This is a genomic window from Novipirellula caenicola (assembly GCF_039545035.1).
In the GTDB taxonomy this organism is placed as follows: domain Bacteria; phylum Planctomycetota; class Planctomycetia; order Pirellulales; family Pirellulaceae; genus Novipirellula; species Novipirellula caenicola.
In genome coordinates, this window is the sequence record NZ_BAABRO010000009.1 from 268,805 (window position 1) to 283,570 (window position 14,766).

A 14,766-nucleotide genomic window follows, 5' to 3' on the forward strand; every position below is an offset into this window, starting at 1 on the left:
GATTTGCCAATCGATCCGCCGAAGTGGAGTGGTAGCCAACCGAGGTGTCAGTCGTGTTCGCAATGAATACCGACGCATCTCGACGCGTGTGGGACGTGCACAGGGCCAGAATAGCCCCGCGTCGCGATTTTCTCACGCGAGCCTCACCTCCCCACCCTGTAGCCGATGGATTGGCAGATGACTAAAAAATCGCACAACCGCACCGAAACCATTTCCCGAAACGCATCTGCATCGCGATCGACCCGTTGGCGCCGTGTTCTGCTTGGGGTGCTGATTGCTACGACCGGAGGCGGTAACCTCGCTCCTGTTTTCGCAGGCAACCCTGGCTCGCCGTTTTTTACTGCCAGCCGGATTCACGGAACGGTCCAAAAGACGACGTTTGCCGACGAAACCGAAAACCGAGGCCCCTATTCGAGCCAACCCGAATCGGTCCAGGCGTTTGCTGCATCCGCGGCCATGGGTGGCAACTCGGTAGTGGATTCGCGGCCAGTCGTCTATCTGTCGCTTGCCGAAGCGCGAGCTCGAGTGATCGATTCCAATCCCGAACTGGATAGCTTGTCCAATGCGCTAGCCGCAGTCGCAGAGGATGTGACGATTGCGGACGCCTTTTTCGACGGGGTCGTCGGCGTCGATATCGAAGGTGGAAAACTGGACCGGCAACTCAGTAACTCGGTTGCGACCTTTGGTCTTCCCACTCGCGATTTGCAAACCGACTATCTTCGTTCGCTTACCGGAAACATGTTGTCCTATAGCAAGCGAACTCGCACCGGGGGTGAGTTCTTGTTGGGGTACGACAGCGGTTACAACTTCTTGTCGCCCGTCGGGTCGGACGTCTTGGTCAACCCAGCCTGGGACGCGGACTTGAATTTCCGCTTCAGCCAACAACTGGCTCAGGGGCGTCGACGTGTCATCAACGAATCCCCGATCCAATTGGCTCGCTACGCCTACATGTCACTCAGTGCGGAACTGCGTGCTGAAATCAACACGGCGTTCCGCGATGTCGAGGTCGCTTATTGGCAGTACGCGGGGTTGTACGCCGAGTATCAAGTCGCACAGGAATCGACCGCGCGGTTCAAAGACCTGGTCGAAAGCGAACGAGCACGGCTGGAACAACGCGAATCCACGATTGTCGATGTGGCTCAGGCAGACGAACTGTATCAAACCGCTCGCTTGACCGAGATCGAACTGCGACGGAGTGCTGATTTGGCCGCAGTCGAACTGTTGCGTCTGATGGGCGATTACCGCGGTCGTACGATCCGATTGGTGCCCACCGACCAGCCGCAAATGGATCTTTCGTTGCACTTCGATGAAGGCATGGTCCAGTCGGGATTCCGGCCCGAGGTGGAAGCACAGCGGACGCTGGTGCGAGCGGCGAGGTTGCAGATTTTGCAAGCTCGTGACTTGTTGCGACCCGATATTCGCGCCAATTTCGGTTACACCCAAAACGGATTGGAAAACAATCTGGATGACGCCCTCGAAACCGCGTTTGACGGTAATTATCAAGATTGGTTTGTTGGATTCGAGTTCCGGCAATCCGTGGGCCAGCGGGCTGCCTACGCACGAGCTCGTCAAGCATGTCGCCAACTCGCGGCACAACAATCACAGCTCGATGCAATTCGCCGCGATATCTATGCCGAAGTCAATGCGGCCGCCGTCGATATCGAGTTGCTGCATGAATCGCTGCAGATCGCCGAAGCTCGTGTCGCTGCGGCGACCGCTCAGAGCGACGGACGCCGCCAGTTGTACGACACGAACAAGGCGACCATCGACTTGTTGCTTCGCAATGACCAAACGCTGGTCGATGCCCAACGAGCTTCGATCCAAGCGATCTACGCTTACCAACAAGCCCAAGCCGAATGGCGTTTCGCCACCGGCACGATCGACCGATCGGCACTGGGATTGGAAACCACGCTGGACGCATCGCTGCAATCGTTCGAAATGATTCCTTCGACGGCCAGCGAAGCCGAGGACGTGGGGTCGGAGTTGCCATCGCCGCCGCGGCCCGCTGACGTTGAGCCAGCCAAATCAGAGCCAGCCAAACCGAAGCCAGTTCAATCGGCGCCAGCCTCGTCGAAGCCGACCGAGGCGGCCCCTGCAGGTGACGTCGATGCGGTACCGACACAGCAAGCACCGCCTGCACCACCTGCGGCGAAACCCAAGTCGGATGATCAAGCGGCGGTTTCATCCGCGCCGTTTGCACCGGTGGTGTCGCAGCCGTATCGCCCAAGTTGGATCGCCGATCCAGCGGGGACCGGCCCCATCGAAAGCTACCCGCAAGTGGTCGTCGGCAAGCCTCCGGTAAAAATCAGCTCGGACGAGTCGCCGTCGGCTCCGCTGCAGCAAGCGGCTGCGTCGCCGCAGTTGATGTTACCGGAGCAAGTCAACGGATGGGACGAAATGTTTTCCGCGGATCCGATCGGATCGGCCGCCGTGGGACGAGCCACCGATGACCCGGTTGGATTCCCAGAGGTGGTGGTCGCCAAGCGTGACGGTTCACCATCCGATGCCCAGAGCGAAGCCGCGGCACGGCAGGCAGAGATCGAGGCGGAGGCAGCCGAGCTGCTTCCCGAGGTTCATGTCTCGCCGCTCAAGTTCCACCAATAATTCGGCAAAGTTACTTCGGCGGCATCAAGTCGGCAGTGTTGGCAGCGGAGCAGCCGCAGGGGGCGTCGGGATCCACAGGTCTTCGACCTGTTGACCGCCCGCGTCAAAGCGGACCAACAGATAGACGCCGCCAATCAATCCCCATGCGAACGCGAACGCGGTCGCCATGGGGATGAGTGAAATGATTTGCAACACAAACACGCGAGTCATGGCGGGAGCTGCGGCCCCGTCCAACACGACCATCGCGATCTCTGCAGCGGCCCCGGCGACTCCGCCAATCAAAAGCAGCACGATCCAAAGCAGGGCCAGCGAAACGAGCCCGTAGAGGATCACGTGAACAGGGCGGCGGTACAGGTACTCGTACCCGCGACTGAGTGCATCCAGCGCATCGGGATCTCGTTCGTTTGCGATCGCAGCCCAAGCAAACGCGATTGCGACGAGCCCACCAAACGCCAAGATGCCGCAGGGGATCGCCAACAGTGTGATCAATACTGCGAGGGGAAACTGAATGATTCCCCACTCCGGTAACCATGCGGCGATCCAACCGAGTGCCCAAAGCATCCCCGCCAATGCGGCAACGCACAACAGCGGTACGATTCCCGCAATCCAAGCGGCAACGAATCGTGACAGCAGCGATTTGCCCATGGTACCGAATCGAATCATCGGACGCCCCGCGGTCAACAAGCCTCCTTGGCGGACAAATACCAACGAGGCAAACGACCACGCAAACAGTGTCCAGAGCAGCCCGCCGACGGCGCGAAGCCCGTTGCTGCCACGATGCCATCCGCTGGCCCACAATGCTTCGTTCACCCACGCCGACGGCCACGAAGGTTGCAATGACGTTGCGGTGGACTCGCTCGGGGCTGCGACTTCGCCAACAATCACGTGGTACACAGGGGACCAAATCGCAAGCGTCAGCAGTGCCATCAAGATCATCGTGGGCGAACCTGCCATTCGCAGCGTTCGCAACAATCGCAGCCATGGGAAAATGTCGATCCATTCTCTCACTCGCGCAAGCACACCGGTTTCCAGTTCATGCCCGGCGTGCACTTCGTGCTGGTTCGATTCCGTGTCTTGCAAGTGACTCATCGCGTTAGTGATTCAGCGTTTCTTTGGAATAGCACAGACTAGCGAAACGTGGTGCGTTTCCATAGTGTCGGATCAGGAATGGGGGGCAGCGACGTCTCGGCATCGGCAGCGACCACCGCAGCACTAACGAACCATGACTGACCGGCTTGCAGCGGCAATTCCGTCAAATCGCGTCGCAAAACGGCCAGCTCAAAATCGAGGCTTTCTGCCGTATCCTGGACCGCCACGTACCACGTGGGTTGCCATCCCGGTTGCCCGTCGATGCTGTCGCGGGTTTTGCCCGAAGGGGTGACCTGTAATTGATAGGCCGTCATCAGGTCTTGGTCGGTGTCGATGGAAATCCACAGCCGGTCGGAATGGCTCAGGTCGTAGTCACGGTTCTTGTTGGTCGGTTTGGTCGTCGGGTCGTGTCGAAACGCGGATCGCCCGCAGCGAACAAAGAAGTAAACGTAGTCGTCATCGTAGGCGATTTGGATGCGAGAAACGCCCGTGTCGTTCGCCGCGTTGGCCTGATTCGCAGACGCCCAGTTCGCAGTGGGCTGATTCGCCGAGGACAATCTCCAGCACGCATCGTCGTTGATCCCATCCAATTTGGGACGTCCCTCAGCCGGGATGGCAACCACATGGCTATCGCTACTTGCAATGGAGTCGTGGTCATCACGATTGCTGCCTACGGCGATCAGCCGGGTCCAAGGGTTGGGCGATTGGCTGGCCAGCAGACGGCGGTAGTTTCCTGACGCTTGACCCATCAATTCAAGTTGTTCGCTATCGCCGCGTTGACGTGCGGCTTCGCCGGCGATCAAGACCAACGGATGAAATTCCCATGCCAAATCGACCTCGGCTTGAGTTTGCTGTACCCGCTTATTGCCAACTTGAATCGTGGTCGCCTCGGGCACGCGGAGCGGTGAAACGGCCGATGCTTGCATCACCCCACTTTGCGGTGTTTCGATTTGAAACGGCGAGACCGCCGTCGGTTGAGCCGCTGGCGGTGCCGTGTTGGACGCCAGCGTCAAGCTACGCGAAACCGATGCATGCAGCGTTTGCCATTCCGAGCTGTTTTTGATCGCCGCCAATCGTAATGCGGACCATTTTCCGAACGAGTGATCGGCAAAGCGTTCGGCCGATTCGGCCAATACAACCTCTGTATACGGAATCGCGTTAGGGAACTCGTTGGCATCAAGCGCTGCAATCCGGCGATACAGGTTCCAAGTCAAACGAAGCTGATCGCGGGCAGCGGTTTGATTGAGCAGTGTTTTGATGCCACGTTCGAAAAAATCGACCGTGGTACTGGAGTGGATGATTTGTTCGACTCGTTTCGACTCGCTCAAACGCGCTTGCACGACTTGCAATTGACGGCGGTTTGCTTTGGTTAACTTGGCCGCCAAACGCTGGTGTTTTGAAAGTGATAATCCGGTCGTGACCGATTCGCCTCGCGGGGGATTTCCCGATGCATCGTACATCACGCGAAGCGATACCGTTTCCTTTGCCACGGTCGCAGGGGATGCGATTTGCAGAGCGTCGTCCCAGATGTCACCGGCCAACACGCCGGCAAAGGGCAGCATCGCGTTGCGGTGTAGCGTGCTGTCGCCCGCCGCATCAAGACCGTAACGCACGACGCGAGAGCCGCCGTTAGCGATGGCGGTTTGCGAAAACGCCGAAGCGGTTTGTGGATCGAGGGCTTCGTCAATCACGACCACGGCGGGACGGTGAATGGCAAGCCAATTGCGTGCTTCGGTCTCGATCGCTTCGGCCGGGTCGATCGTGTCCACCGATGTTGCCCCCAACGCCATCGCCGCTTGGCGAGTGCGATCGAGCCTCTGCTGAGCGAGAGCGGTGCTGTGACCGACCGTTGCAGGCTGCTGCAACACGATGGCCACACGTTGATGCGACTCGAGGGTTTCCGATCCGACCAAGGGCCACGCCAACGACGAAGGGTCTTTGGCGATGACCAGGATCGATGCATGACGATGCTCGCCGCGGATCGCTTGCCATTGTCCGCTAGCACGGTCCCCACGGACGATCACACCGTGATCGCCGACGGCATAGAGTTCGTTTGCGTTCTTTTCCACGACATCGCGAACAACCATTGCGGATTGGGTCGCTTCGACCCACGCCAAGCGAACGGTCGATTTCGATTCGGCTTGGATGGCGGGAATTCCCTCCAATTCACCGGTGCTGCTCCAACTGCGGCCTGCATCGTGGCTCTCGAATTCGCGTGATTCCGCGATCGCCGACCAATCGCCCGTGGCGATGATCGCGTTGTCTTGGGCTCGTCGCGCGAGTCGGCCGAGTCGTGGTAATTCGTTGTCTGCCCCACGTCGCCAGCTCACGCCGGCATCGTCGGACCACAGCGTGACGCCGCGGCTGAGCGAGGTGATTCGGTCGTATTGGCCGCCGACGGCAACGACGTTCTTGTGGTTGATCCAAATCACATCGGCGAGCGAGCACTCCGCAGGGCTCGGTTGTTGTTGCCAAGATTGGCCTCCATCGTCCGATCGCAGGATGACGCCATGGTCGCCCACGGCGATCGCGGTTTGCCCATCGTTTGAAAACGCGATCGATCGAAGTGCCGCGTCTTCGCGAAGCGCTTCGGTTTGGGTATAGGCGGCGGTCGGTTCGAGCGGAGCTTGGGCCCGCAGCGATCCACAAACGACTGTGGTGATGTACACCATTGCCGCAGCGAGACCGATGCGAAGCGTCAGCTGTGCTTGCCGCGGCGTGTGTCGGGCCGTGGGTTGAAAATTCAGCAGCAATGTCCACCCATTCATGCCAACCATCCTTTTACGAGGTTTGCCATCAAATAGAGGGCTGCCCATCCGAGAAACAAATTTGCGGCAACATAAAAAACCGCAGCTGGCCATCGTTGTTCTCCTGCCAACAGCATCGATTCCGCAGTAAAGGTCGAAAACGTGGTGAACGCCCCCAAAAATCCAACTCGCAGCCCCAACAGCAATCTTGGGGGGAAATGGTCATTAAGGAGGCTGTATTCCGCTAAGGCCCCCATTGCGGCGCATCCGGCAACATTAGCGACCGTGGTCCCTAGCATCGAACTGCCGCCGGGGACGGCCGTCATTGCGAGCGTAATCCCGTAACGGGCGATAGATCCTATCGCTCCGCCGACCGCTACGACTGCTAGATTGAGCCAACTAGTCATCAACACCGACCGATTTAACCATTGCCTAAGTTGGGGCACGAACTTAATTTAGATGCGTAGGTTCGGAGTTTCGGCCGTCCGCGTAAACGCCAGTTTTTTAAGCCCCCTCTTCGAGATTGTCAGGTCTCGTCTGGTCAGGGGGTGCTGTTTGGGACGCGACACAGCAAAAAGCCGCAGCAAATCCGCTTGCAGAGTGAACCCGCAAAGCCGGATTGAGCACTTAATCTACGAACCATTGTTCCCCCAACGACTGACTGAACGTTTCCTTTCCTTTCTTGTGTTGACGTAACTGATGAGTACTGCAAAAGCCGCCCCCACTGAATCCAAAGTCATGACCGGAGCCGATATCCTGGTCAAATCGCTAGTGGATCATGGCGTCGAAGTGCTGTTTGCTTATCCCGGCGGTTGCAGCATGCCGCTGCATCAAGCGTTGACCCGTTTCGGCGATTCAATCCGCACAATTCTGCCGCGTCACGAGCAAGGGGGCGCGTTCGCGGCTCAAGGCTATGCACGCAGTACGGGCAAAGTCGGTGTGGTGATGGCGACCAGTGGCCCAGGGGCAACCAATCTTGTCACCGCCATTGCTGACGCAAAGCTTGATAGCATTCCGATGCTCTGTATCACCGGTCAAGTTCCGACCGGGGCGATTGGGTCCGACGCGTTCCAAGAGACGCCGATGGTCGAAATTTGCCGCGGGATCACCAAGCATCATTACTTGGTCACCGATTTGGCCGATCTGCCACGGATCGTAAAAGAGGCCTTTTATATCGCGACCAGCGGTCGGCCGGGGCCCGTTTTGATCGATATGCCCAAAGACATCCAGCTCGGTACCTCCGAGATCGACATGGATCCCGAAATGGATCTGCCTGGATACGATCCAACGCCAACGCCGGTTCCAAGCGAAACGATCCGTCAAATCGCCGCTGCAATCAAACTGGCTCGCCGTCCGATGATCTACGCCGGTGGCGGTGTGGTGATCGGCAGTGCCAGCGAAGAGCTTCGCGAATTCGTGAAAAAGACCGGCATTCCTGTGACCACAACCGTGATGGGGATTGGCACGATCCCGCCTGAACAAGAGCACTCGATGTCATGGCTGGGGATGCACGGAGCCGCCTACGCCAACTACGCCGTTCGCGATTGTGATTTGCTGATCGCGCTGGGCGTTCGCTTTGATGACCGCGTGACGGGCAAAGTCGAAGCGTTTGCTAAAGACGCCAAGATCATCCACGTCGACATCGACGGATCGGAACTGAACAAAAACAAACAAGCTCATATCCCTGTGCGTGGCGATGTGAAGCAAGTGCTGACCGAATTGAACAAGGTTGTTCAAAAGCCAGAGATCGCAGCGTGGCAGAAACACTGTGATGAATTGAAGGCGAAGTATCCGTTTAAGTACGACGAGAACTTCGATGGCATTCTGCAGCAACACGCCATCAAGACGCTCAGCGATATCACAGCGGAAATGGATACCTACATCACCGTCGGCGTTGGCCAGCACCAGATGTGGGCGGCTCAGTTCTATCAATTCCGTCGCCCTCGGACTTGGCACAGCAGCAGCGGACTCGGCACGATGGGCTTTGGTCTGCCCGCGGCGATGGGCGTCCAAGCGGCTCACCCGAATTCGTTGGTCGTCGACATCGATGGGGACGGCAGCTTCCAAATGAACATCCAAGAACTGGCGACTTGTTTCTGTGAAGAATTGCCAGTGAAGGTGTTGCTGTTGAACAACCAGCACCTTGGGATGGTGGTTCAGTGGGAAGACCGTTTCATGGATCGCAACCGAGCCCATACCTACCTAGGCCCGATTCACCACGAAGAGGCTGCCGGAAACAGCAGTGCGGATCGATTCAGTTACGCCGAAGAACGCTATCCCGACTTCGTCAAAATCGCTCAAGGCTACGGCTGTGGTGCTGCAACGATTCGCAAGAAAGCGGACCTCGAAGGAGCACTTCGTGAGATGATCGAGCACAAAGGACCTTACTTGTTGGACGTTCAAGTGCCGTATCAAGAACACGTGTTGCCGATGATCCCCGGCGGTCAAACCGTCGACGACATGATCCTCGAATAAGCCGCAATGCAATCACGATAAATCAACCAATCGCCGACGCTAAAACGTTGGCGATTTTTTTTTGCCTGACAAACTCGCCGTTTGTCTAATTCGCCCACCTAAAGCGTCACGCCGCAAAACTCAGGCAAACACTGTGATCCCTTTTCGCTGGATGTACGCGTGCCACAACATGTACGCGGCGATCGTGCGGTTGGGGGACCACTGTTGGACCCTCGCTTCGAGTTGCGTCACGTCGGCAGAGGGTGGCAGTGTGCGTTTGTTGTCGGATGCGGTTTGCAACGCGAATTCGTGCAGCATGCTGTTGACCAACGCCACGTCGCCAAGCGGGAACAGATCGGTGCGGTTCAGTGCCAACATCAAGTACACCGACGCACTCCAGTGGCCGATGCCGATGACGGCCGTCAATGCCGCGCGAACTTCGTCGTCGGGCATCATCGGCAACGCATCCAACACCAACGTTTTGCTTTGCACCGCACTGGCCAACTCACGCAAGTAGCGTGCTTTTTGACGACTGACGCCGCATCCACGCAACACATCATCCTCGGCCTTTTGGATTGCTTTTGGTGTGACGCTGCCTAGTTGCGCGGTCAAACGCGTGAACGTGGTCTGTGCCGACGCCAAACTGACTTGTTGTTCCAAGATGATGCGGGCGAGCGTCTCAAAGCCGGGGTCGCGTCGCCACATCGGCGGGTAACCATGGCGATCGATGATCTGACCAAACACCGGTTCGATCGCCGCGAGGTCACGACAGTACCGTTTCAGCGTTCGTGACGTGAAGATACGGGGTTTAGTGCGATTCATTTCCGGCGAACTCGATCGTCTAGGTTTTTCGGATAGTGGTCATGGCAAGTCAACGAACTGTCCCCTGCCGCACGCCTTGCATGAATCCGCTGACGCAAAACGGGGGGCAGGGCGAAAATTCTTAGCTGGATTTTCGTCGTTCCAAGGATTCCCTTGTAGCCCAATATGCGGTTCTTTGCATTCGAGCTGCCTCCGGTGGCTCTCGCAGGCATCGCTGGAGAGTGCCGTTTGGCGCGTCATATGCTCGATAGAAAACCGAGCGAATTGTCTCTCAAACAACGCATGCTCATCCACGTGCTCCTGTGCGTCGATGGGCGATCCACTTAAATTCTCGATCACAAGAACTACGAGACGCTTCCATGAGCCCCTTTGAACAACAATTGCACGTCATCCGCACACGCCCTGGTTTCATTGCAGCACTGGACCAAAGCGGCGGCAGCACACCCAAGGCACTCGGGCAATACGGGATCGATGAGTCCGCGTGGAGCAACGATGAAGAAATGTTTGCGATCGTGCATCAGATGCGAACTCGGATTTTGACGAGTGATAGTCTAACGAAGGATCGCATCATCGGAGCGATCTTGTTTGAAGACACCCTGCGGCGACAAGTCGAGGGACGTCCCACAGGCGACTATCTCTGGAATGTCAAACAAATTGTGCCGTTTCTGAAGGTCGACGAAGGGCTTGCCGAACAGAGCGACGGCGTTCAGCTGATGAAGCCGATGCCGAAGCTCGATGCCAAACTCGAGCTTGCTAAACAGCAACCGGTGTTTGGCACCAAAATGCGATCGGTGATTCATACCGCCAACGAATCCGGAGTGGATGCGATCGTAGAGCAACAATTCGAGTACGGCAAGAAAATTGCGGCGGCAGGATTCGTGCCCATCATTGAACCGGAAGTCGACATTCACAGCGAAGAAAAAGCAGCGGCGGAAGATCTTCTCAGCGCCGCGTTGATCAATCAGCTCGACCGGCTCGATGGCAAGACGTTGGTGATGTTGAAACTAACGCTTCCCGAGAAAGACAACCTGTATCTAAACTGCGTCGAGCATCCTGCTGTCGTCAAAGTCGTCGCACTCTCAGGAGGTTACAGTCGTGAGGAAGCGGATAAACGGTTGAGAAAGCAGGCTCACGTGGTGGCCAGTTTCTCTCGAGCCCTGCTGCAAGATTTGCGAGCCGACCAAACGCAGCACGAATTTGACGAGGCACTCGCTCGTGCCGTGCAAAGCATCTTTGATGCATCGATGACACCTCATGCGTTGTAACGGACCGCTTTGAGTAATGCGGCACTGAGGGCGCTGAAGCAGGCGGGAGCCGGGGGGGGCACGCAACGTGCGCGGTCGGCCCTCACCCGGATGCGGCCCTTGTGAGGGGCCTGTCCGACCTCTCCCAAAATGAATTTTGGGAGAGGTAACTGATGCTTGTCGCTACAAGTTTTAGTACCAAACGCCTTAAGTCCAGGCTGTTCTTATGAGCCGACGGCATTAGCCGCGGGCATGGTGAAATCGGCGTTAAAAGGTCCACGACTAGCGCCGTCGGCTCAGTTCATCCGCGTTGACAACCCGATGGAACGGAGCGAGGGCATTGGCTCTAGCACCGCTCGATCGTTACGGCGGTGTGTTTGAACGAGGGGCAATTGCTCGAAGCATCAGTGCTGGTCATCGGGATCAACGGATTGGCTTCGGGGTAATACATCGCCACACAGCCACGCGGAATCGGGTACTCGACGACTTGAAAATCTTGTAGCGTCCGAGTCTCTCCGGCGTGATGGCTGGTCACCGCGACGGGGTCTCGCGATTGCAATCCCTTTGCTCGCATGTCTTCGGCATTCATCATCACCACGCGGCGAGCGTTCAGGATCCCGCGATAGCGATCGTGGTTGCCATAGATCGTCGTGTTGAATTGATCGTGGCTCCGCACCGTGGTCATTGCGAATTGGCCCGGTTGGATCGTGTCGGGCGGAATCGGATTGACGGTGAAATTGGCTTTTCCGGTGTCGGTATTGAACTGTCGCTCGCGAGCCGCGTTGGGCAAGTAGAACCCGCCTGGCTGACGGACTTTTTCGTTGTAGTTTTCGCAGCCATCGATCACGGCGGCGATGCCCTCGCGAATCAAGTCGTAATCGTTTGCCCAGTCGCGCCATGGATTCTTGGCACGGTCCCCCAGCGTGGCGGCGGCCATCTCGCAGACAATCGCCACCTCGTTTCGCAGGTCAGGCGATGCCGGAGTCAATTTGCCTTGCGACGACTGAACCACGCCCATGGAATTCTCGGTGCTGGTGAATTGTTTGCGTGCCGGTTTTCCGTCACTTGATTCACGAACGTCTTCTTCGGTTCGACCCAAACAGGGCAGGATCAGCGATTGACGGCCGGCTACCAAATCGGCTCGATTCAGCTTGGTTCCGATCCGTACATTCAATCGAGTCTTCGCTAACCCTTCGGCGGCATAACGGGTGTCCGGCAGCGCCATCAAGAAGTTGCCTCCGAGCGAAACGAAGACATCGATCTCACCACGATGCAGTGCCAACGCAGTCCGCTGAGAATCAAAACCGTGCTTTCGCGGCGGATCAAAATCAAACACCGATTGCAGGCGATCCAACAGCGCATCCTTCGGCTGTTCCCACACGCCCATCGTGCGATCGCCTTGGACGTTGCTATGTCCGCGGACGCAGCATGGTCCCGCACCCGGTTTGCCGATCGCACCTCGCAACAGCAACAAGTTCAACATCTCCGCAACGTTCTGCGTCCCGTTGGTGTGCTGAGTCACCCCGAGACACCAGCACAGAATGATTTTCTCGGACGAACGAACCCAGTCGGCTGCCTGCCGCATCGATTCGCGATCGATCCCACTGCGGGCCATCAAGGTATCCCAATCCGCACTTCGCAGGTCATTTAGTAATTCATCGAGACCGGCGGCGTGGGTGTTGACGAAACTCCAATCGATCACCGAGCCCGGCGAGGCATCTTCCCACTCGATCATCTGCTTCATGATCCCTTTGAATAGCGGGATGTCGCCATTGATTTTGACCTGCAAAAACAGGTCGGTTAACTCGGTGGCGACGCCCAGCATCCCCAGGGCTTCCTGTGGATTCATGAACCCCATCAACCCGGCTTCGGGAAGCGGATTGATGGCAATGATCTTGGCGCCGTTGCGTTTGGCTTTCTGCAACGCAATCAGTTGTCGCGGATGGTTGGTTCCTGGATTTTGCCCAACGACCAGCACCAATTCTGCTTGTTCGAAGTCATCAAGTTTGACGGTGCCTTTGCCGCTTCCAATCATCTTTGTTAACGCTCGGCCGCTTGATTCGTGGCACATGTTCGAGCAATCGGGAAGATTGTTGGTGCCGAATTGCCGAGCCAACAATTGGTAGGAAAACGCCGCTTCGTTGGTCGCTTTTCCCGAGGTATAGAAGGCGGCTCGATCCGGCGAGGAGAGCGAATTTAATTCGTCGGCGATCATCGCGTAAGCATCCGCCCACGCGATCGGTTCGTAATGCGTTGCGTTCTCGCGCAGCACCATCGGTTCGGTTAGCCGGCCTTGTTGTTCGAGCCAATAATCGGTGTGCGTCGAGAGTTCGCTGACGCTGTGCGAGCGAAAGAAATCGGCGGTCAATTTCCGCGTATCGGCTTCGTGCGCCACCGCCTTGGCGCCGTTTTCACAATAATCAAATGTGGCGCGTTTGCCGTCGTGATCCGGCCAAGCACAACCGGGGCAATCGATCCCCTGTTTTTGGTTCAATTGCAACAGCGGCAGTGTTCCTCGCACCATTCCCGCCTCGCCCCAAGCGTATCGAAAACTATTCAACACCGCCGATACGCCGGTCGATTTTCGTTTGACCGGTTTTAGCTTCAGTTGGTCGTCCGATTTGGCTGGCAACAGCCACACGTCGCCATGGTTGGTCGGAATCGCCGTAGCAACCACGTGGTCGGTTTTCTCTGCGAGTGACATGTCGAAATCTCGGTCAAGCGTTGATGAAAGGGGCGAGGGAAGCAGGCCGGATCGGCACTGCGGCAGGAATCAACCGTTCTCGATTCGCCCGTCGTCATGATAAACATTGTACCGATCATGCTTAGTAAATCCGACCAACGTCATTCCGTGCCGCTGCGCCAATTCGATTGCCAAACTCGATGGCGCTCCCACGGCGACCATGATCGGAATCCCGACGACCAAGGCTTTTTGCACCAATTCAAAACTGATCCGTCCGCTGACGACGAGAATCGAGCGAGTAAAGACGCTGGTGTCCTCCATCCATTGGCCGCCGATCAACTTGTCCAACGCATTGTGGCGTCCGACATCCTCTTCGACTGCTAGCAATTTGGCTTCACCGTCAAACAATCCGCTGGCGTGCAGGCCTCCGGTTTGATCAAACAGTCGCTGGGCATGACGCAGCCGATCGGGAAGTTTACCGATGGCGTCGGCGGCAACCGTGGGGGTGCACGGTTGGAGCGGTGATTGGATCTGCACCGCCACGGATTCAATGGACGCTTTGCCGCAAACCCCGCAGCTGCTGGAGGTAAAAAAGTGACGCTGCAGCCGTTGTAGATCGACCGGCAGCGTGTCTCGCAGTCGCACGCGGACGACCGAACCGCTGCGACACGGGCGAACCGCGAGCACATCGTCGCGCTCGGTCGCGATGCCCTCGGTAACCAAGAATCCGACGGCAAGTTTTTCGTCGGCACCGGGAGTTCGCATGGTGATCGAGATCGAACGGTCTTTCTTTTTACCGTCCTCATCGATCACCACCCGGATCTCGAGCGGCTCTTCGATCGCCACGAGATCCGAAACCACTGCGGCTGATTTAGCGCGTACTTGCCGGACCTCAAACTGACGTGCCCCGTTTTCACCGTCCCCTTTTTCGGCCCGCTCGTCAGTCGCTTGCGAGCGGTTCGGTGGGGGCGGGGCAGTCATGAAATGTCTCGTCGATCCAACAGTGGCGTTTCCAGTTCGCGGCCGTGTCCACTTTCATTCTACGGTGCCGCGATCCTCGTCGCCGCATTCCCTGTAGCGGAAGTCGTCAAGACTTTCGTCCGGTTCACCTGCTCGGCCCGAA

9 protein-coding genes are annotated in these 14,766 nt (G+C 57.4%); 3 read left to right on the top strand and 6 right to left on the bottom strand.

What is annotated here, in order from left to right:
* The first annotated feature begins 177 nt into the window (after positions 1 to 177).
* Complete coding sequence (locus tag ABEA92_RS18195; RefSeq protein WP_345685269.1) at positions 178 to 2,604, top strand: TolC family protein; 2,427 nt, start codon at positions 178 to 180, stop codon at positions 2,602 to 2,604.
* Positions 2,605 to 2,628: 24 nt separating this feature from the next.
* On the opposite strand, the gene ABEA92_RS18200 is transcribed toward ABEA92_RS18195, so the two are convergent.
* Genes ABEA92_RS18200 through ABEA92_RS18210 form a run of 3 tightly spaced genes read right to left on the bottom strand, consistent with a single transcriptional unit; the run spans position 2,629 to position 6,847 of the window.
* Entirely contained in the window at positions 2,629 to 3,693 is a 1,065-nt protein-coding gene (locus ABEA92_RS18200; protein ID WP_345685270.1) for a hypothetical protein, read from the bottom strand.
* Between the two features lie 38 nt (positions 3,694 to 3,731).
* Positions 3,732 to 6,461: a hypothetical protein gene (locus ABEA92_RS18205; RefSeq protein ID WP_345685271.1), complete on the bottom strand. Its 2,730-nt coding sequence runs from the start codon at positions 6,459 to 6,461 to the stop codon at positions 3,732 to 3,734.
* The gene (locus tag ABEA92_RS18210) at positions 6,458 to 6,847 is read right to left on the bottom strand and encodes a fluoride efflux transporter FluC (protein ID WP_345685272.1); all 390 of its coding nucleotides are present in this window, start codon (positions 6,845 to 6,847) and stop codon (positions 6,458 to 6,460) included. Before ABEA92_RS18210 ends, ABEA92_RS18205 begins: the two co-directional genes overlap by 4 nt.
* Before the next feature lie 292 nt (positions 6,848 to 7,139).
* Between ABEA92_RS18210 and ilvB the strand changes: the two genes are divergently transcribed.
* Complete coding sequence (gene ilvB, locus ABEA92_RS18215; protein WP_345685273.1) at positions 7,140 to 8,915, top strand: biosynthetic-type acetolactate synthase large subunit; 1,776 nt, start codon at positions 7,140 to 7,142, stop codon at positions 8,913 to 8,915.
* A 120-nt stretch (positions 8,916 to 9,035) separates the two neighbouring features.
* Here ilvB and ABEA92_RS18220 read toward each other — a convergent pair whose 3' ends face one another.
* Complete coding sequence (locus tag ABEA92_RS18220; protein WP_345685274.1) at positions 9,036 to 9,716, bottom strand: DNA-3-methyladenine glycosylase family protein; 681 nt, start codon at positions 9,714 to 9,716, stop codon at positions 9,036 to 9,038.
* A gap of 359 nt (positions 9,717 to 10,075) precedes the next feature.
* Here ABEA92_RS18220 and ABEA92_RS18225 point away from each other — a divergent pair, with 359 nt between their 5' ends.
* Positions 10,076 to 10,981 carry a fructose bisphosphate aldolase gene (locus ABEA92_RS18225; protein ID WP_345685275.1) on the top strand — a complete coding sequence of 302 codons (906 nt, stop codon included), beginning with the start codon at positions 10,076 to 10,078 and terminating at the stop codon, positions 10,979 to 10,981.
* Positions 10,982 to 11,306: 325 nt separating this feature from the next.
* On the opposite strand, the gene ABEA92_RS18230 is transcribed toward ABEA92_RS18225, so the two are convergent.
* Both ABEA92_RS18230 and fdhD read right to left on the bottom strand, forming a co-directional pair.
* Complete coding sequence (locus ABEA92_RS18230; RefSeq protein ID WP_345685276.1) at positions 11,307 to 13,664, bottom strand: FdhF/YdeP family oxidoreductase; 2,358 nt, start codon at positions 13,662 to 13,664, stop codon at positions 11,307 to 11,309.
* A gap of 69 nt (positions 13,665 to 13,733) precedes the next feature.
* Entirely contained in the window at positions 13,734 to 14,624 is an 891-nt protein-coding gene (gene fdhD, locus ABEA92_RS18235; RefSeq protein WP_345685277.1) for a formate dehydrogenase accessory sulfurtransferase FdhD, read from the bottom strand.
* Between the last annotated feature and the right edge of the window lie 142 nt (positions 14,625 to 14,766).

Excerpts from the sequence above, each read along its gene's own strand:
- ABEA92_RS18195 (WP_345685269.1), top strand. The coding sequence starts at position 178 with ATGACTAAAAAATCGCACAACCGCACCGAAACCATTTCCCGAAACGCA.
- ABEA92_RS18200 (WP_345685270.1), bottom strand. The coding sequence starts at position 3,693 with ATGAGTCACTTGCAAGACACGGAATCGAACCAGCACGAAGTGCACGCC.
- ABEA92_RS18205 (WP_345685271.1), bottom strand. The coding sequence starts at position 6,461 with ATGAATGGGTGGACATTGCTGCTGAATTTTCAACCCACGGCCCGACAC.
- ABEA92_RS18210 (WP_345685272.1), bottom strand. The coding sequence starts at position 6,847 with ATGACTAGTTGGCTCAATCTAGCAGTCGTAGCGGTCGGCGGAGCGATA.
- ilvB (WP_345685273.1), top strand. The coding sequence starts at position 7,140 with ATGAGTACTGCAAAAGCCGCCCCCACTGAATCCAAAGTCATGACCGGA.
- ABEA92_RS18220 (WP_345685274.1), bottom strand. The coding sequence starts at position 9,716 with ATGAATCGCACTAAACCCCGTATCTTCACGTCACGAACGCTGAAACGG.
- ABEA92_RS18225 (WP_345685275.1), top strand. The coding sequence starts at position 10,076 with ATGAGCCCCTTTGAACAACAATTGCACGTCATCCGCACACGCCCTGGT.
- ABEA92_RS18230 (WP_345685276.1), bottom strand. The coding sequence starts at position 13,664 with ATGTCACTCGCAGAGAAAACCGACCACGTGGTTGCTACGGCGATTCCG.
- fdhD (WP_345685277.1), bottom strand. The coding sequence starts at position 14,624 with ATGACTGCCCCGCCCCCACCGAACCGCTCGCAAGCGACTGACGAGCGG.